We start from the raw sequence: 17,532 nt of genomic DNA on the forward strand, positions 1-17,532 counted from the left end.
ACCTGTATTCTGGATTTTCTTTTTTTGATAACTTTTGTTTCCGATACGGAACTGAGAGAAAAATGCAGTTGTTTTAAAATCTACATAGAAAGTGAGGGAGATAACCAAGATGAGAAATCCAATTCAGAAAACCAAGATTACACAGCTCAAAACTAGTCGTGGAATAGAACGTAAGATGGCCTTAGAAAAGGGTGACATCTGGGTCCGTCTCACAACGTATATGAGTTTAAAGACTGTGTACAATCGCAAACATAAGAAAAAGGAAACCAGACAGATGATTCTGGAATACAGGGAGGTTTAAGTATGATCAACGCAACTGCATTAAGACTGGTATCTGCTGAAAACATGAATGTTGTATCCAATGTATCTAACGTACTGACAAAAAGCAGTCAGAACATCAAAATCGAGTATTCCAAACAGGCTGATCTTGTTCCGCCTGCGGTAGAGAGGCTTGCACTTAGAATGCTCAAGCTGGACGCTGAAATTAGAGGCTTTCTCAACGAACTGCGTATTCTGTTTGGCGCTAAAAGAGAAGATTTTCACTTCAGCCTGAGAGGTGTTTCCAATGAAGGAAAGGCAGGTATCATCGATCTTTGCCAGAATTTATATGGTGTTATTGCTGAGGTTCGCTATTGTGAGGATTGCGAGATGCTCCATGGTCGACTTGTGTTAAGTCCTAAGGCCCTGATGTTTATCAATGGCCAGTATATGGAGATTGCCATCCGCAAGGTGGTGGGTGACGTGCTTACTAAGCTGGAGAAGAAGTATGGTAAGCAGTTCAAGCTCTATGCGAATACGAAAGTGGCAACCGTTGATGGAAAATTGAAGAACGAGTTTGATCTGATCATCGAGAACGTTACAGATGCCCTTGTATACGTGATCGAAATCAAGTCCGGAAAGCAGTTCCGTGACTATGATAAGCTCGCTCGTATCGGCCGTGAGTACGGTATCGTACCTAACAGATTGCTGCTTGTGCAGAACTATCTGACTACAGAGCAGATGGAGACGGTTGAGTACTTTTGTGAATACTATTGTGCAAATCTGGAGCAGGACAACCTGGAACATAAGCTGATTACAATGCTTGAGAATGACCTGTAAGAAAGGGGAAAAGATATGATGAATTATACAAAATGGAATGATCCTAAAACCTATGAAAGAATGACTGCAGAACTGGCAGCGTATACCGTGCCGGAGACCCCGATTTTTGCGGCAAGAGACGATGAGCATATTGAACATTCACGTGTACAATACTGCATGACAAGCGTAGATGAACTTCGTGAGCTCCTTGACAGCGTTGATTATGCAATTGTGGAGCAAGTTGCTTGCTCTAAGTATCTCAATTCTCTCCAGATTTTTGAGTATATTACCCTGAGAGGCTATGACGTTGATCGTCCTAAACTGAGAAAGCGTATTCTTAAATTGATGAAGTATCGTGTGATCCAGGAGAACGAGATGGTGTCAGCTGGTGCAGAACATGGACTTAAGTATTATGAGCTTGACTATTTCGGATATCAGCTTGCATTGGAACAAGGTGTTAACTTCCATATGGGCAACCGTTACGTGTCTTTTTCAAAGAGAAGAGAGAAGGGTATGCCTGATGATACTGCCTGTGATGTAAAGAGAATCCTGGTTGGCAATCAGATTATTCTCAACCTTATGATGAGTAATACGCAGATGCAGCGCTTCGGTATCATGGAGACTATGCGTGCTACAAATCTTGAACTGGCAGGGAGCAGTTGCATGATTAGAACAGCCGCAACTGTAAAGATCGATAACACCTCAGTGCTGGCTTATGAAGTGATTCGTGATACTCCGGATTCTTATGAGAAGTTAATGAGCAAGCTCGAACGCTACTACAATCTGATTCACAATGAGACATATCTTGATTCTAATTATCATGGGGATGCTTCATATCCGCAGATGATTATCTGCGGTGAATCTCGTGATCACAACATCAAGATTGCAGAGTATTTAAGAGCAAATGGAATGTGGAGTGAGGAAAACACCATTCTCTTCACAGAAGACCTGCTGAATATGAAGCGTTCTTTAGTGTCTATCTACGCTTTGGCAGATGATAATACACAGAATTGGTATGCCCTTCCGGAAAGAAAAGAATCTTTCCGAGAGGCAGCCTGAAAGGAGGATATGTATGATTTCCATTGGTAATATTTTTAAAACCAATCCGGCAGAGTTTGATGAAGTTTGGGTTATATGCTTTGCAGTCGATGAGTTGAGAAGTCTGTTTGAGGATTTTGATAATGTTTTTCATGTTCCGGAATTGGCGCCAAAAGAAAGCCTGTTTAAAGAGTATAGAAGTATGGTTCATTCAGGACTGTGGAACAAACAAGCCTTTACAGAACACTATGTGCCGAGATTTTTAAATGATATTCAAGGCTGTGATGCTTCTATGAAACTGATTAGAAAGCTTGTGGCTGTAAGCAACGAAAAGAATATATGTCTTGTTTGCTTTTGCCCTGATGATGAGGAAAAAACATGTCATAGATCAATTGTGGCAGGAATACTGCTCAATATGGGAGCCTCCGTTGAATGCAGTGATGCTTACCGTGTTTACCAACTGGATGGTAGCTGATTAGATAACTCATTTTTCGGATATGGAACTGAGCAATGTAATAGGAATTGTTAAGATAATGTTGCCTTAAAAGCAAACCATCGTGAAAGAGAGGTGTTGTTAATCATGTTTTATCTGAAACAGGATATGAAATGCGGTTGATAAATTCCAGATCGCAAAAAGTTAAGGTCATTAAGGCAGTACGTGAATTAACTGGATGGGACTCAAGGAGGCAAAAGCCTTTGCAGATGCTGCACCTAATGTGCTACATGAGGTCGGAAACAAGGTTGAGGCTATGCATTATCTATGCATTATCGTGCAGAATTTTCCCCAATAGACGCTCGGGATGAGAACGCTTAAACACAAATATTGGTTTCTGGTGACCGGCTATAGTCTGGTCATCAATTTCAGAAAGGATGAAGGATAGACACATGATTAAGAGTAAAAAAGGATACAAAATATCGGTTCTGTTATCTATAGTATGTTGGCTCACGTTTATCTGGCTTCGAACATTTACATATATGGCAAGTTATGATGAAGGAACTGGAGCATACAGTTTTTTGATATTTGCAGTTATAACTCTGCTAGGAACCTTCTTCTACTGGTCCCTACTTAAGCCAGCGGGAAACGGCAGTTGGTTTTCGATTCTTTTTGATGATGAACCGGAGGACTATATAGAAGAGATGCCTGGTGGGGATGGCAAAAGATGGTGCATATTGAGAAAATCCATGCTTACAATGGGAAGCTTAGCGTTTCTTTGTCTTCTGGCTTTTGTATTTGAAATGTGGACAGATATTACTGTGTTTACAGATTCTACTTATATTACGATAGGATTTCTCAACATAAATAAAAAATATATGTTTGATCCAATTCTCTTTATTGTATTTCCATTGTGGACGCAGATGATCTTTAGAGGGATCCGTGAAGAATACTATAGCATGAAAGCAGTAATATCAGGTGTTATGCAGCTGCTAATGCTTTCACTGATCTCATATCTGCTTTTTATGAAGTTGCCAAACATCTGGCTGATTGAGTTGGCTGCTATTGAAATTATTACTGTGATTGTTGCAGTCAGAAAATATGCATGGAGTTGTTGCAATAAAAAAGGCAATGTACTTGCCCTCATAGGGTTATATATATTCTTTTGGGGTGCTTTATTAGTTGTGTTTTATCGTACGGGTATGTCATTTGATCAGTATTCGTATGGCAAGGATTGGAGAGTCTATCAGAATAATATAAAGCAAATCATTACCGGAGCGTCTGCATTTGGGTGTTCATCTGAACTGATTTCTAATAGTACGGTAACAGCTTTTCTGGCTGATAGAAATAATTACTTCCTTGCTGGACTATATTATGGCGGTTGGGTAGTTGGGGTGGCTATTGTCATAGTATTGCTCTTGTTTCTGATTGCGTCATATCGACTTTTAGGTAAAAATGTAGTCTTTAACAGAAATTATCTCGTGTATAAAGCTGCCTGGTGGACGTTAGCAATGAGGGTGATTTGGGGGATTCCATATAGCATAGGTGTTCTTCCGCTGCCAATCGCTCTTCCATTTGCGGGTAGAATAGGATTTTACATGGACACAATTGCTTTGGGATTGTTAATCTGGTCTGTAATCGAATCAAAGTGTATTGATGAGAGTTTTTATGCTGATAAAAGAGTATCCGATATATTTGAAGGGGCAGAGATTAAGCTTATGGACTGGGATGAGGATAATGTATTTAAGATTGTACTGACTTGTGCTGAAGAAGCTACAGTGATTTGTTTTGCTGAAGAATATAAAGAGCATAATGTAATGGTACTAAGACCAATAGATTTGGATGAAACTTGTGTGCTTATTGTTGAAAAATCAGCTGATACAGATCTTTGGCATGATGTTGAGGACGACACTGTTAGAAGTGAAATACTTCAGAAATATATGGAGAATAATAGACCTGATTGTATGGAGGTGGTTGAATGATTAAGAAGATGAAGAATTGTTTTACAAATAACCAGATATTAAGTGTTGCTTTGGTGATCTTTGGGATTATAGTTGCGTGCTTGGCATGGAAATATACACTACATATTGCCACAGGTGCTGTTCCAGCGATTAACCAGATGAACGAACAAATTGCATATGAAACAGATTGTGCGAAGAATACATCTGAAGAAAATAGATTTGAGTATACCCAATTTGGCACTATATACCATGCCCCCACGGGTATTGATGTAGGGCCGTTCAAGTATCTGTATACGGATGAATTCTATTTTTCCTGGGAGAATGTTGCAAGATACATCGGCAATAACGGGAAATACGGATACCTCAAGAAAGATGGAAACCTTTTGACGGATCCTATTTTTGTAGAAGCAGCTGAATTTGCAGATGGAACAGCAAGAGTTCAAGAAACATCGGGAAAAATTTATTACATTAATGAAGAAGGAAAAAGAATAACCAAAGATTATCAAGATGGATCACTAACATTTGAAATGCAAGGATTATATTGCAGAGTTCAAGAAGAGGATGGTACATGGGAAATTATTAATCGTGACGATAAGGTCATTTTTTCTGGTGCAGAAATGATTGGAGATTTGCCAAACGTAACGTGTTTAGGAAGTGCAATAGTCGATGGAAAAGCAGTTTTGTTTGAATTACTTCCGTTTGAACAAAACGAAGAAGAAATAAGAATTATTGCAAATTATGAATCTTTTGTGAGAATTTCCTGTGTTTATAATGGTCAATTTGCTTTTGTTTGGACAGAGGACAACCTGATGGGAGTTGTTGATTATGATGGCAATGTAATTGTGACACCAGAGTATCAAAAAATTGAATATGCATATCGGGGAGGAGATTATACAATGGATGAACTTGTTTTCATAGCTCATGGTAACAATGGAATAATTCAGGTGATCAATGCAAGAAACCAGGAAAAAATAATAGAAAGCTGATTATTGCATCAGGGATATCCGTGAGAGCAAAGATACATTTGTTTAATAATTGTTGAAGAGCGCAGATTAAACTGGCTGAGGAAAATTAATAAGTATATGGAGGAGAAATAAATTGACTGATAGACATAAAGAATTTGCAGAAGCAATGAGGAATATTATGCGTCATAATGAGGAAAAAGAAAAGAAACAGAGGAATGTTGATAATGATTTTGATGAAGAAGACTGTTCCTTGCAGGAAATTTTGGAAGCTAAGTTCGATGAGCTTTTTGGAACAGCACAAATCGATGAAGAAAATTCATAATTAAATTTGAGGATGCGAAAAAGAAAAGATGTTACTGGTATGTACGATGATTAAATAACAAAATAATCAGTAAATGCAACAAAAATTAGAGATGAAGAGAGTGGAGTCTATTGAAATTCTTGATTCCAATACATTTTATATCGGATTCTTTAAGTGAGACAAAAGATAGGAATTTATACATTAAAGAGTTTCCTGATATGTAGAATATCGCTATCTACAAAGTTGAAGAAATCTGTATAGAAAAATATAAAAACTTAGGAAAAATATTATGAAAATGTGATTATACGAGTAGAGAGAAATGATAAAATGGAAATTTAAAGATAAGTCAGAACAGATAACTCGGACATCTTTGAAAGCAAAAGCTATAATTGGAGTAGTGCTGTGTGTGATGCTGATAAGTATTTTTGTAGTTGATGACTGGCAGCAAAAAAGATTTGCAATACTACAATATGGTTATTGTTCTATGGAACAGAGGCAGTATGAGGAAGCAATAGTAGCTTTTAAGGAATATTTAAATGTTGATTCTGATATATACTGGTATCTGATAGAGTATAGCAATAATGAAAATTATTCTAGAAAAAAAGTCAAGGAATGCTTGGAAAAGTGTATGTTATTACAGAAAAAATATTAGGAAGAGTCGAGGAATAAATGGAGGTACCATGTTGGCACCTCTATTTTTTATAGAATTTTTTCTGCTTTGGATACTGGAATTTGCATTACCGGAACATTGAGCAGTGCGGAAAAATTCTGTTGAATGATTCCATGTTTTTTCTGTAATTCTTGCTTTTCGCAGATAACAGCAGCCTGTTCCGATTCAAGGCTTTCAATCCGCTTCTGGATTTTTTCAGAGGTTGGGATTTTGGTAACGCCCAGATCTTGAAGCTCTTTTTTTAGTGAAATTTCACCGAATGGTCGCATGATAGCAACCATACTTTTACCTTTTGAAACATCGATACCTACTGCGTTCATAAATTGTCACTCCTTAAGATTATTGCAATGGATAAATACCAGTTTTACTCATTGCCTATTCAATCTACTGTGGTGTGACGCGAATGCACCTATGGCGATTCAACCTGCATAAAACGAACGCTGCGAATGAGGAGCTGGTTATCAGTCTTAATTGCGGACGCGATGTCCAAGAAAAGGGACGATATACCAATTGCTCCATCATTATACAGCTTAAGCAACAAGATGGATAAATCCTTACTGGCTGTAAGGGATATTAACCATAAATATATTGTAGTAGATCAGGAGTAATCTTGAGATTAAGAGGAAAAAAGGTGAGTGTGTGACCCCGTTTGTAGCTTTTGGATACAGGAAGACAAAGACAGATAAGCATAAATTAGAGATTGATCCATCTGCAGGCAGTGTAGTACAGGATATTTTTAAGATGAAGCTGCAGGGAATGAGTCAGGATGCGATCGCTAATCGTTTAAATGAACTGGGTATTCTTTCCCCATTTGAGTATAAAATCAGCAACGGCAGTCGTTATGAAACAGGCTTCCGGCAGAAGGAACAGGCACTTTGGAGTTCCGTTACCGTCCGCAGGATACTGGAAAACGAGGTTTATATCGGAAACCTTGTGCAGGGAAAAAGGACGACACCGAACCATAAAGTGAAGCAGACTTATGTGAAACCGGAAGATGACTGGATCCGGATTGAGAAAAATCATGAACCACTGGTGAGTGACCGCGATTTTGAAATAGTTCAGAGGCTTCTTGGCATGGATACACGTACTTCACCTGACCAAAAGCAAGTATATCTGTTATCCGGAATTGCTATATGTGCGGATTGTGGAGCACCTATGACAAGAAAAGTTTCTACTGTGGCAGGAAAAAAATATGCTTATTATTTATGTTCCACAAATAAAGAAACAAAACGTTGTTCCAGTCATAGAATACCGGAAAAGGATCTGGAAGATGCCGTACTGGTGATGCTAAAACAGCATATCCAGAATATCCTGCACCTGAAAAGAGTCCTGGAATTTATTGGTACTGTGCCATTTCAGGAGATCAATATGAAGAAGCTGCAGGACAGGCTGGAGAAGAAAAAGCAGGAGACAGAACGCTGTAAGGAGTTACGGATGATGCTTTATTCGGATATGAAAGAGGGCATTGTATCAAAAGAAGACTATGTAGAGCTTCATGCAGCCTATGGAAAGAGGCTTAGAAATGCGGAAGAGAGTATCCGTGTGATCCAGAAAGAAATGGATAGTGAGTTAGAAAAAGCAGACAATGCCAATACCTGGCTGGATTATTTTGTGAAATATCAGGATATTGAAGAACTGTCCCGCACTGTGGTGGTAGAACTGATCAGGCAAATCAGAATATATGATAAAAAGGATATAGAAATCACTTTTGATTTTGATGATTGTTATCAGACATTGCTGAATCAATTACCCGCTATGGGAGTTGATACGGTAATAGATAATGATAATAATCTGCAGATCAAGGTAAAGGAGGTTGTATAAAATGGCACGAAAGAGCAGGAAAAACATTCCGGAAGTAGTCAGCAGTGCAACCGTCCAGACAGAGGTGAGCAGACCGTTCCGGGCAGGATTGTATGCCAGAATTTCAATGGAAACAGAAGAAACATTAGAAAGAGGAACGATAGAAACTCAAGTGGAATTGATGAAAAACTTTGTAGCAGATACAGAAGATATTTCGGTTGCGGAAGTCTATAAGGACTCAGACTATTCAGGTACAAATTTTGACCGTCCTGGATTCGTACAGATGATGGAAGATATCAAGCATGGAAAAATCAATTGTGTTATTGTAAAAGATTTGTCCAGACTTGGAAGAAATTATGTCGAAACCAGCAATTATATTGAACGAGTATTCCCGTTTTTCCATGTAAGATTCCTGGCTGTGACAGATGATTTCGATTCCTTCAGAGAGGGTGTAGATCTTACAGTTCCACTTAAGAATATTATCAATGAATTCTATTCGAAAGACCTTGCCAAGAAGAGCAGCAGCGCAAAAAAAGCACTTTGGAAAGAGGGAAAATTTACAAGTGCCTGGGAATCGTATGGTTACAGAAAGTCAGAAGAAGACAATCATCAGTTGATTGTTGATGAAGAAGCAGCAGATCATCTGAAAAGTATATTTTCTATGTATATGGATGGCAGGAACTATAGTGATATTGCAAGACAGCTCAATAAAGATGGAGTTTTATCGCCGACTTTACAGAGAAAATTCTATAAAACTGGTGAAAAGCCGCTTCCGGAGTCAAAACCCTGGAATAATTATGAAGTGAAACGAGTTCTTCAGGATGTTCATTGCACAGGTGATTCTGTATTTGGAAAATATCAGCAAAGTGTTTTCCAGGGAAATAAACAGAGAAATCGACCAGAGAGTGAATGGGTGCATGTGGAGAACACGCATGAAGGGATTATAGATAGAGAGTTGTTTCAACAGGTACAATCTAAAATCCAGGAATATACGGAAGCTTATAAGAAGAAACATCAGCAGAACAATGGGGCTATTCGAAACCATAATTTCTATACAGGAAAGATATGGTGCGGAGGCTGTGGCAACCGCATGACGTTGTCCAGAGAAAGAAATGGCACATTCTTTTATATCTGCGGAGCCAATACTAACCATAAATCCGGAGGAAAGCAATGCAAAGGGCACAGAGTCAGAAAAGAATATGTGGATGACGATGTTCTTCGCCTGATCCAAACGCATATGAAAACCGTATTGGATACAGAAAAAATGATTCAGGAAATGAATGCAGCTTCCAAAAACCAGACACAGTACCTGCTTTTGGATAAAGAAGTGGGGAAACTTCGACGGGAACTAAGCCGAATCAGTAAGCGTAAATCGGATTTATATGAAGATTACTCGGAACGTTTGATTACGGAAGAAGAGTACATACAGTTTTCTCGGATCTATTCCAATGAAATTGAGAATATCAAGAGCCGTCTGGACACAGTATTAGCGGCACAGGTTCGTTATTCCCAGGATTACCACATCGAAGAAGGCTGGGGAAATGTGATACATACTTATATGTCAAAGCGTAAGCTGACAAAAGAAATGGCAGATGCCTTTGTGGATTCAATTATCATCCATGGTAAGTATGATTATGAGATCAAGCTGGTATATGACGATCAGTTTGCAGATTTACAGAAATTAAAGAAAGAGAAGGAGGCGCAGTCAAGATGACAGATCTTAGAAAAACAGCTGTTTACATCCGTTTGTCCGCAGAGGATGACAATGTAGATGGCAGAGCCAAAAAAGAGAGCGACAGTGTAACTTCTCAGAGAATTCTGTTAAAATCATTTGTGATTGATCAGTTGGGTGTTGTTGAGGCAGATATCCCGGAATATGTGGATGACGGTGTCAGCGGTACTCACTTTAAACGGCAGGGATTTCAACAGCTGCAGGATGACATGAAAAGCGGAGAAATCGGCTGTGTAGTTGTAAAAGACTTTTCCAGATTCGGAAGAGACTATCTGGAAGTTGGATTTTATATTGAATATATTTTCCCGCTTCTACAGATTCGATTTATTTCGATTAATGACAGCTATGACAGTGCAGCAAGCAACGGAATGACTGGTGGAATGAATGTAGCATTGCAGAATCTGGTATACAATATGTATAGCCTGGATTTGTCAAAGAAAATTTCATCAGCAATGCAGACGAGAACAAAAAACGGCACACGTCTTCCGGTAAATGCCAGATATGGCTATAAAAAAGGAAAAGATGGAAGGCTGGAAGTTGATCCGGAGGCTGCAAAAGTCGTGAAAATGATTTTTCAGATGGCAGCGGAAGGAACAAGTTTTGCAGATATTACAAGGGGATTGAACAGACAGGCGATTGCCACTTGTGATGAGCAGAAATTATCAAGAGGGGATCAGGTGCAGTTCCAGAGGTTTGATACAATCAAAAAGAAACACTGGAGTGCTACGACAGTAGCGGCAATTGTCCGGGATGAGATTTATATTGGAACCAGAATCTGGGGCAAAACACGTTGCAGTATGCATACTGCCCATAAAGCAGTTCTGAATGATGAAACAGAATGGGTTCGCCTGGAAAATCATCATACAGCAATTATAGACAGGGCATTGTTTGAAAAAGCAAATGAAATGCATCCGAAAAAACGGAGAATTGTTGCAGAATCACGCACCAATTTTACTCTGGAAAGACGTAAAAAACAGCCGGCATTGCTGATATGTGCCAACTGTGGGCATTCTCTGTTAAAAGAAACAGAGCATCTGCTGAAATGCTCTGATGCCAGAACCAATGGAGATCCTGTGTGCCGAAGTCTGGTGATCCGACGGGAACCGCTGGAGGAGAATATCCTTGAACTTGTCCATCAGTATGCAGCGTCATTGTTGGAAAAAGAAAAGAAAACATCTTCCAAAAGTCAATGCGAATATAAAGAGATCAATACTGCAGAATTGCAAAAACAGAGCCGACAATTGACTTCAGAAAAGATGAAGCTCTATGATGATTACAAAGATGGTCGTATGGATCGTGATTTGTATAAGCAGAGAGCTGAAAAGATAAGTGGACAGCTGGATGAAATCAAACGAAAAATAGAAGATGCGGAGAATAGCAAAAAGCTTCTTGAACAAAATGAACTTCCTGATAAAATAAAACTAAAAGATTTCTTGGGAATTCAGAAGTTCGATACAGAGAAGCTGCGTGAGATTATCAAGGTGATCCGTGTTCATAGTCAGGATGAAATTGAAATCGAATGGAATTTTGACGATATTTTTTCAGAACAGAGATAACTTGAGCAGGACGAGAATGACTTATCAAAAGATAATAGAGGTGCTGGGACTACCTGATGGGAGCGTCAGATAGTCTTCGGCAGAAAAAAATAAAATTTTTTTTGTCCTATACTTGACACATCCACACACATTAAGACATACTTTTGCGACAAGATGCTTTGATGAAGGTATCAATCCTAAAATTGTACAAGCATATTTAGGACATAAGAGCGTAAATACTACACTTGATATCTATACGGATATCAATGAATCTCAAAAAACTCACAATATATTAATGCTTGAAGATGCGATGAACGAAACTATAAGAAGGCGAGCTGAATAGCCTGGGTAAAATGGTGTAAAAATGGTGTCAACTCACAAATATTGACCTAAAAACCCTTTATTTATAGGGATTATTAAAAAATATTTAGGCATTTTAACAGATTTGCCTAGTTTTCGGTCATACCAATTATATTGCCTATTGTTATTCAAATGGAAAAAACGTACAGTAACACCATGAGTCAGGCAAAGATAGTAAGAAAGCTTTGGTACTCGAAATGCAGTGTGACGGAATGAAGATGTCCGTTTAGCTAGATTGCATATTTACATTGAGAGAAATAAGGAGAGATAGTATGAGCGCAATGAACACACTTAAGAAATTCGGACTTGAACAGGCATTCAATTATGTTTATAAAGATCCGGATAAGAATTTTATCAAGATCATGGACTGGGCAGATAAATTTTCCGGTGGTGGATTTCCTACACAGAGAGCAATGATCCGCGAAGTCATTTCCAATCCGGAACATCCGTATTATCCGTTTATTCATAGATTGGTAACTGATATTGATCCGCATGTTATGAAAACTCTGGTTGCAAACTTCTTTATCAATGCAAATCTTGCAGGCTGGAAGAAACAGGATGAATGCCGTGAGAAATATGGCTGTAATATCCCGTGGGCAATCCTTCTTGACCCAACAAGTGCATGTAACCTGCACTGTACAGGATGCTGGGCAGCAGAGTATGGAAACAAGCTGAACCTCACCTACGATGAGATCGATGACATCATCCGCCAGGGTAAGGAGCTTGGCGTTTATATGTATATTTACACAGGCGGAGAGCCACTTGTAAGAAAAAAGGATCTGATCCGTCTTTGCGAGAAACATAATGACTGTATCTTCCTTTCCTTCACAAATGCAACACTGATCGATGAGGATTTTGCAAATGATATGCTTCGGGTAGGAAACTTTGTTCCTGCAATTTCACTGGAAGGATTTGAGACTGCAACAGATGGCAGAAGAGGAAATGGTGTATACCAGAAGGTTATCAAGGCCATCAATCTTCTCAGAGAGAAGAAGCTTGTATTTGGTATCTCTGCATGTTATACGAGTGCAAATTTCGAGTCTATCACATCAGAGGCATTTTACGACAGCCTGATCGATCTTGGAGCGTACTTTATCTGGTATTTCCATTATATGCCGGTTGGAAATGATGCAGCACCGGAGCTGCTTCCTACTCCTGCACAGAGAAGAGAAACCTATGAGCGTATCCGTAAATACCGTGCAACAAAGCCGTTGTTTGCCATGGATTTCCAGAATGATGCAGAGTTTGTGGGAGGATGTATTGCAGGCGGCCGTCGCTATCTGCATATCAATGCAAACGGCGATATCGATCCATGTGTGTTTATCCATTATTCTGATTCCAATATCCGCGAGAAAACACTTCTGGAAGCACTGCAGTCTCCGATGATGATGGCATATCATGACGGACAGCCGTTTAATGACAATATGTACCGTCCATGCCCGATGCTTGAAAATCCGCAGAAGCTGAGAGAAATGGTAGAAAAATCCGGAGCACATTCCACAGATCTTCAGTCACCGGAGAGTGCAGAGCATCTCTGTGCGAAATGTGACCGGTATGCTGAAAACTGGAAGCCGGTAGCAGAGGAAATGTGGAAGGAAGACCAGGAGAGAAAGGCAGCGAAGAAAGGCTGCTGATCCTGAAACTTAAAAAAGCAGAACTTATGAAAGAGCACGGTACCGGAAACAGGTGCCGGTGCTCTTTTTTTGAAAACGGAGGGATCAGACCATGAAAAAAATGATTGATAACATCAGAAAATATCTGCCGGCGGTGCTCCTTCTTGTGCTTCTCCTTTTCTGTATCCGTTATAGAGAGGATCTGTCTGTGGAAAAGATTCTGCGCTATACGCCGAAGGAACCTGTTAAGGCTGCATTGCTTATGCTTGTGTTTTATGCCGTGAAAAGTGTTTCCTTTGTATTCCCCATTGCGATCCTGCAGCTTGCTGTAGGGCATCTGTTTTCTACAGGAACAGCACTTCTGGTGAACTTTCTGGGAAGAGCAGTCACATTGGCACTTCCATATTGGATGGGACGCTTCTCAGGTGCATCCATGGTGGAAAGTCTTACAGCTAAATATCCGAAACTGAAAACAGTAGTAGATTACCAGAACGGAAATTGCCTGTATATTTCATTTTTTATGCGGACATTGAACTTTTTACCGGGAGATGCTGTGAGTCTGTTTCTCGGAGCTGAAAAGATTCCATTTGGAACCTATATGGCAGGTGGCGTGCTTGGAACGCTGCCGGGAGTTATTCTCGCTACAATATTTGGAGCAAATATCAAAAATCCGAAGTCTCCGGCATTCTGGCTCTCCGCAGTGCTTCTTGTGATGATCAGTGTATTCTCGATCCTGATACACAGGCATATTTCACGGAAGAAAAAATAACAGGGCTTTCTCTTCCTGCTTTTACTGAGAGGAAAAATGTAGTATAATGCAGACAGTAAAGAAAAGAAGGGAAGGAACATGGGGATCGATCATAACAAAAGATTAAAGGAACATTTATATTATTACAGTGCAAGAATCAGCCGGGATATCTCAAATCTGATCAAGTGGCTGGTTTTTGCTGTCATTACAGGATGTATCGTAGGTGCTGCCAGCACACTGTTTTCTTTTACGTTGAAGGCAGTGACCAGTTATCGGAAGGCGCATGAATGGATTTTTCTTTTGCTGCCATTATCCGGACTTGTCATTGTATTTTTGTATGAGAAGCTTGGAAAAGAGGATGGAGGGACCAATCAGGTTCTTTCTACCGTGCGTTCCAGAGATGATGTGCCAATCCTTTCTGCGCCTCTGATCTTTATCACAACGGCGCTGACTCATCTTGCCGGTGGTTCTGCGGGACGTGAGGGAGCAGCGATCCAGCTTGGAGGAAGTATTGCCAACCAGCTTGGAAGATGGATCCATCTGGACGAGGAGGACCGTCATGTAATTGTCATGTGCGGCATGAGCGCGGCGTTTTCCGCATTGTTTGGAACACCGATGGCAGCGGCAGTTTTTGCGCTGGAAGTGGTCAGTGTGGGCGTGATGTATTATGCAGCACTGATGCCGTGTATGATCGCGTCATTGATTGCTTCCGGATTTGCAGCCGGAATGGGAGTCACACCGGAAAGTTTTCATGTGACGGATATTCCGGCACTGACTGTGGAAACTGGCCTGAAAATGGGAGTGATCGCTCTGGGCTGTGCAGTTGTCAGCATTATGTTCTGTATTGCGCTGAATGGTGCAGCAGGACTTTATGGCAGATGGTTTAAGAATAAATATGTCAGGGTTGCAGTGGGCGCCTGCCTGGTCATTGTTGTCACCTTTATTCTGAGAACAGATGAATATATGGGCGCTGGTGCGGAGCTTATTGAAAAAGCGGTGGAAAACGGACAGGCGGATACTTTCGCCTTTTTCTGGAAAATGGTGCTTACAGCACTGACTATGCGCGCAGGATTCCGCGGGGGAGAGATCGTACCTTCTTTCTGCATTGGAGCTACCTTTGGCTGTGTGATGGGTAATCTTATGGGAATTTCTCCGTCGATCTGTGCAGCCTGCGGAATGGCAGCAGTTTTCTGCGGTGTGACCAACTGTCCGATCACTTCGATCCTGATCGCTTTTGAAATGTTTGGATTTAAGGGAGTATCCTTCTATCTGATCGCAGTATCTATCAGCTATGCAGCATCGGGATATTATGGCCTTTACAAGGATCAGACCATTGTGTACTCCAAATATAAAGCAAAATATGTGAACCGACATACCAAATTCTGATATAGAACGAAATGTGAAGGGGTGTGTATACTGGCATAATATCTTATGGAATACCGCATGGACATGGCTGGAAAATATCTGGACATCTGCGGAAATCTGATGTAATATATTAAACGTTAGTATTTACAGAAAGGCAGATTTTAAGGTATGGAAGAGAAGATTCTTGATTTTATCATGGAGTATGCACAGGAGAATGAGGGAGTCCCGTTTCAGGTGATCGAGGAGAATTTTAATATCGTTATGGATGATAAGCTGAAAGATATCATCAGTGATGCGATCTGGGACAGAGACAATGTTTCCGATGTGATCATGGAAAGTGAGCGTTATGTGATCACCTGTTTTGAAGATTAATACAGGGATATCTGTGACCGTTACGGTAATGGAATTAAGAAATCTGATATGAGGAGAATGCATATAGGGCATTCTCCTTTTTTCGTCAATCTGTCAAAAGAATCCAAAGGAATTGAAGTCCCCAAAAAAGAATGGTATCCTAAAGAAAAAAGTAGATGGGGTGGTTGAAATGAACAGCAAATATGAGATCAGCACAAAAGAAAACCGGGAATTCCTGAAAGCATCCTGTGAGGAGCTTTTGAATTTCGGACATCGGTTTCCTTCACCGAATGGAGGTTCCTATTATCTGGGGGACGACGGAACACCATGGAAGGACAGAAATCGGGAAACCTGGATCACCTGTCGTATGGCTCATGTATACAGTCTGGGTCTGATGCTTGGCCATGAGGGAAGCGGAGAGCTTGCGGATGCGGCATTGAAAGGTCTGAAGGGAGAGCTTCACGATGAAAAAAACGGTGGCTGGTATGCAGGTGTAACACCGGAAGGAGATATTGTGCCCAATAAACAGTGTTATGCCCATGCATTTGTGATCCTGGCTGCATCTTCCGCACTGACAGCCGGAAGGCCCGGGGCGAAAGAGCTCCTTGAAGAGGCATTGGCTGTTTATGACCGACATTTCTGGAATGAAGAAGAAGGGCTGGCCTGTGACACCTGGAATACAGAATTTACTGTGCTGGATGATTATCGGGGATTAAATGCCAATATGCATACGGTAGAGGCTTTTCTGGCAGCAGGAGATGTCACCGGGGATAAAAAATATCACATTCGTGCAGGCAGGATCATTGATCATGTGATCCAGTGGGCAGAAGATAATAACTGGAGGATCCCGGAACATTTTACGAAGGAATGGGTGGCAGATCTTGACTGCAACCGTGACCGTCCGGATGATCCGTTCAAGCCATACGGCGCAACACCGGGACATGGAATCGAATGGGCAAGGCTGATCACACAGTGGACGCTTGCAAACTGTGGAGAAGAGAAAGAAAAACTGGAAAAACATCTTCAGGCAGCAGAAAACCTTTACACAACAGCAATAAAAGATGGCTGGAACGCAGATGGTGCACCGGGAATTGTATACACGACAGATTGGAATGGCAAACCGGTGGTACATGACCGTATGCACTGGACTCTTGCGGAAGCGATCAATACCTCTGCAGTTCTTTATCAGGTGACCGGTAAGAAGAAATATGCGAAAGATTATGCTGCGTTTATGAAGTACCTGGATGAAGTGGTCATGGATCACGAAAACGGCTCCTGGTTTCATCAGCTGGATGAGCAGAATCATCTGAAAGGAACCGTATGGCCCGGAAAATCCGATCTGTACCATGCACTGCAGTCTACACTGATCCCATATCATAAAGCAGATACGTCTATTGCACCGGCAGTGAAGAAAAAACTGGAGATCTGAACAAAATCGTTTTGCGATTTTTGTTCGTGAGCATGTAACGAAGCGGAGTGCGAATGTTCAATAAAAAAAACCTTCCTGTGTTTACAGAAAAATTTCTCAGGACAGATACTTGCAGAGATACAGGTATCCGGTCTTGAAGAAATAAGAAAACACA

Annotated in this window: 18 protein-coding genes; 17 read left to right on the top strand and 1 reads right to left on the bottom strand. The window is 40.6% G+C overall.

Annotated features, from left to right (window positions below):
• The first annotated feature begins 109 nt into the window (after nt 1–109).
• The 8 genes from LKD46_RS06465 (at nt 110) to LKD46_RS06500 (ending at nt 6,427) form a co-directional block, all read left to right on the top strand.
• Nucleotides 110–301, top strand: coding sequence for a hypothetical protein (locus LKD46_RS06465; protein WP_110103864.1), 192 nt, complete (start codon nt 110–112; stop codon nt 299–301).
• Between the two features lie 2 nt (nt 302–303).
• On the top strand, nt 304–1,098 hold the full coding sequence (locus LKD46_RS06470; RefSeq protein WP_110103863.1) for a hypothetical protein: 795 nt from the start codon (nt 304–306) through the stop codon (nt 1,096–1,098).
• Nucleotides 1,099–1,113: 15 nt separating this feature from the next.
• Nucleotides 1,114–2,136 (top strand): hypothetical protein, encoded by a 1,023-nt coding sequence (locus LKD46_RS06475; RefSeq protein ID WP_110103862.1) that lies wholly within the window; start codon nt 1,114–1,116, stop codon nt 2,134–2,136.
• Nucleotides 2,137–2,149: 13 nt separating this feature from the next.
• Nucleotides 2,150–2,590 (top strand): DUF488 family protein, N3 subclade, encoded by a 441-nt coding sequence (locus tag LKD46_RS06480; protein ID WP_158526491.1) that lies wholly within the window; start codon nt 2,150–2,152, stop codon nt 2,588–2,590.
• Between the two features lie 410 nt (nt 2,591–3,000).
• Nucleotides 3,001–4,530: a hypothetical protein gene (locus LKD46_RS06485; RefSeq protein WP_227573942.1), complete on the top strand. Its 1,530-nt coding sequence runs from the start codon at nt 3,001–3,003 to the stop codon at nt 4,528–4,530.
• Nucleotides 4,527–5,495, top strand: coding sequence for a WG repeat-containing protein (locus LKD46_RS06490; protein WP_110103858.1), 969 nt, complete (start codon nt 4,527–4,529; stop codon nt 5,493–5,495). The genes LKD46_RS06485 and LKD46_RS06490 overlap by 4 nt, the downstream gene beginning before the upstream one ends.
• A gap of 112 nt (nt 5,496–5,607) precedes the next feature.
• Complete coding sequence (locus LKD46_RS06495) at nt 5,608–5,796, top strand: hypothetical protein (protein ID WP_110103857.1); 189 nt, start codon at nt 5,608–5,610, stop codon at nt 5,794–5,796.
• A gap of 298 nt (nt 5,797–6,094) precedes the next feature.
• The gene (locus LKD46_RS06500) at nt 6,095–6,427 is read left to right on the top strand and encodes a hypothetical protein (RefSeq protein WP_110103856.1); all 333 of its coding nucleotides are present in this window, start codon (nt 6,095–6,097) and stop codon (nt 6,425–6,427) included.
• 47 nt (nt 6,428–6,474) lie between these two features.
• Here the strand turns inward: LKD46_RS06500 and LKD46_RS16600 are convergent, their stop codons facing one another.
• Nucleotides 6,475–6,765: a hypothetical protein gene (locus tag LKD46_RS16600; protein WP_110103855.1), complete on the bottom strand. Its 291-nt coding sequence runs from the start codon at nt 6,763–6,765 to the stop codon at nt 6,475–6,477.
• A 319-nt stretch (nt 6,766–7,084) separates the two neighbouring features.
• Here LKD46_RS16600 and LKD46_RS16650 point away from each other — a divergent pair, with 319 nt between their 5' ends.
• The 9 genes from LKD46_RS16650 (at nt 7,085) to LKD46_RS06550 (ending at nt 17,378) form a co-directional block, all read left to right on the top strand.
• Nucleotides 7,085–8,266 carry a recombinase family protein gene (locus LKD46_RS16650; RefSeq protein ID WP_227573943.1) on the top strand — a complete coding sequence of 394 codons (1,182 nt, stop codon included), beginning with the start codon at nt 7,085–7,087 and terminating at the stop codon, nt 8,264–8,266.
• A 1-nt stretch (nt 8,267) separates the two neighbouring features.
• Complete coding sequence (locus tag LKD46_RS06515; RefSeq protein ID WP_110104121.1) at nt 8,268–9,959, top strand: recombinase family protein; 1,692 nt, start codon at nt 8,268–8,270, stop codon at nt 9,957–9,959.
• The gene (locus LKD46_RS06520) at nt 9,956–11,533 is read left to right on the top strand and encodes a recombinase family protein (RefSeq protein WP_110104120.1); all 1,578 of its coding nucleotides are present in this window, start codon (nt 9,956–9,958) and stop codon (nt 11,531–11,533) included. Before LKD46_RS06515 ends, LKD46_RS06520 begins: the two co-directional genes overlap by 4 nt.
• 112 nt (nt 11,534–11,645) lie before the next feature.
• Complete coding sequence (locus LKD46_RS16735; RefSeq protein ID WP_207724838.1) at nt 11,646–11,855, top strand: tyrosine-type recombinase/integrase; 210 nt, start codon at nt 11,646–11,648, stop codon at nt 11,853–11,855.
• A 289-nt stretch (nt 11,856–12,144) separates the two neighbouring features.
• Complete coding sequence (locus LKD46_RS06530) at nt 12,145–13,506, top strand: radical SAM/SPASM domain-containing protein (protein ID WP_110104118.1); 1,362 nt, start codon at nt 12,145–12,147, stop codon at nt 13,504–13,506.
• Between the two features lie 91 nt (nt 13,507–13,597).
• On the top strand, nt 13,598–14,254 hold the full coding sequence (locus tag LKD46_RS06535) for a TVP38/TMEM64 family protein (RefSeq protein WP_110104117.1): 657 nt from the start codon (nt 13,598–13,600) through the stop codon (nt 14,252–14,254).
• A 78-nt stretch (nt 14,255–14,332) separates the two neighbouring features.
• Complete coding sequence (locus LKD46_RS06540) at nt 14,333–15,619, top strand: chloride channel protein (protein WP_110104116.1); 1,287 nt, start codon at nt 14,333–14,335, stop codon at nt 15,617–15,619.
• A 147-nt stretch (nt 15,620–15,766) separates the two neighbouring features.
• Complete coding sequence (locus LKD46_RS06545) at nt 15,767–15,970, top strand: hypothetical protein (protein ID WP_015525195.1); 204 nt, start codon at nt 15,767–15,769, stop codon at nt 15,968–15,970.
• Nucleotides 15,971–16,139: 169 nt separating this feature from the next.
• Nucleotides 16,140–17,378 (top strand): AGE family epimerase/isomerase, encoded by a 1,239-nt coding sequence (locus tag LKD46_RS06550; protein WP_110104115.1) that lies wholly within the window; start codon nt 16,140–16,142, stop codon nt 17,376–17,378.
• Nucleotides 17,379–17,532: the final 154 nt, after the last annotated feature.

The organism is Blautia fusiformis, assembly GCF_020686995.1.
GTDB lineage: Bacteria > Bacillota > Clostridia > Lachnospirales > Lachnospiraceae > Blautia_A > Blautia_A fusiformis.

Excerpts from the sequence above, each read along its gene's own strand:
- LKD46_RS06490 (WP_110103858.1), top strand. The coding sequence starts at position 4,527 with ATGATTAAGAAGATGAAGAATTGTTTTACAAATAACCAGATATTAAGT.
- LKD46_RS06550 (WP_110104115.1), top strand. The coding sequence starts at position 16,140 with ATGAACAGCAAATATGAGATCAGCACAAAAGAAAACCGGGAATTCCTG.
- LKD46_RS06530 (WP_110104118.1), top strand. The coding sequence starts at position 12,145 with ATGAGCGCAATGAACACACTTAAGAAATTCGGACTTGAACAGGCATTC.
- LKD46_RS06545 (WP_015525195.1), top strand. The coding sequence starts at position 15,767 with ATGGAAGAGAAGATTCTTGATTTTATCATGGAGTATGCACAGGAGAAT.
- LKD46_RS06500 (WP_110103856.1), top strand. The coding sequence starts at position 6,095 with ATGATAAAATGGAAATTTAAAGATAAGTCAGAACAGATAACTCGGACA.
- LKD46_RS06480 (WP_158526491.1), top strand. The coding sequence starts at position 2,150 with ATGATTTCCATTGGTAATATTTTTAAAACCAATCCGGCAGAGTTTGAT.
- LKD46_RS16600 (WP_110103855.1), bottom strand. The coding sequence starts at position 6,765 with ATGAACGCAGTAGGTATCGATGTTTCAAAAGGTAAAAGTATGGTTGCT.
- LKD46_RS06465 (WP_110103864.1), top strand. The coding sequence starts at position 110 with ATGAGAAATCCAATTCAGAAAACCAAGATTACACAGCTCAAAACTAGT.
- LKD46_RS06515 (WP_110104121.1), top strand. The coding sequence starts at position 8,268 with ATGGCACGAAAGAGCAGGAAAAACATTCCGGAAGTAGTCAGCAGTGCA.
- LKD46_RS06475 (WP_110103862.1), top strand. The coding sequence starts at position 1,114 with ATGATGAATTATACAAAATGGAATGATCCTAAAACCTATGAAAGAATG.
- LKD46_RS06520 (WP_110104120.1), top strand. The coding sequence starts at position 9,956 with ATGACAGATCTTAGAAAAACAGCTGTTTACATCCGTTTGTCCGCAGAG.
- LKD46_RS06485 (WP_227573942.1), top strand. The coding sequence starts at position 3,001 with ATGATTAAGAGTAAAAAAGGATACAAAATATCGGTTCTGTTATCTATA.
- LKD46_RS06540 (WP_110104116.1), top strand. The coding sequence starts at position 14,333 with ATGGGGATCGATCATAACAAAAGATTAAAGGAACATTTATATTATTAC.
- LKD46_RS06535 (WP_110104117.1), top strand. The coding sequence starts at position 13,598 with ATGAAAAAAATGATTGATAACATCAGAAAATATCTGCCGGCGGTGCTC.
- LKD46_RS06470 (WP_110103863.1), top strand. The coding sequence starts at position 304 with ATGATCAACGCAACTGCATTAAGACTGGTATCTGCTGAAAACATGAAT.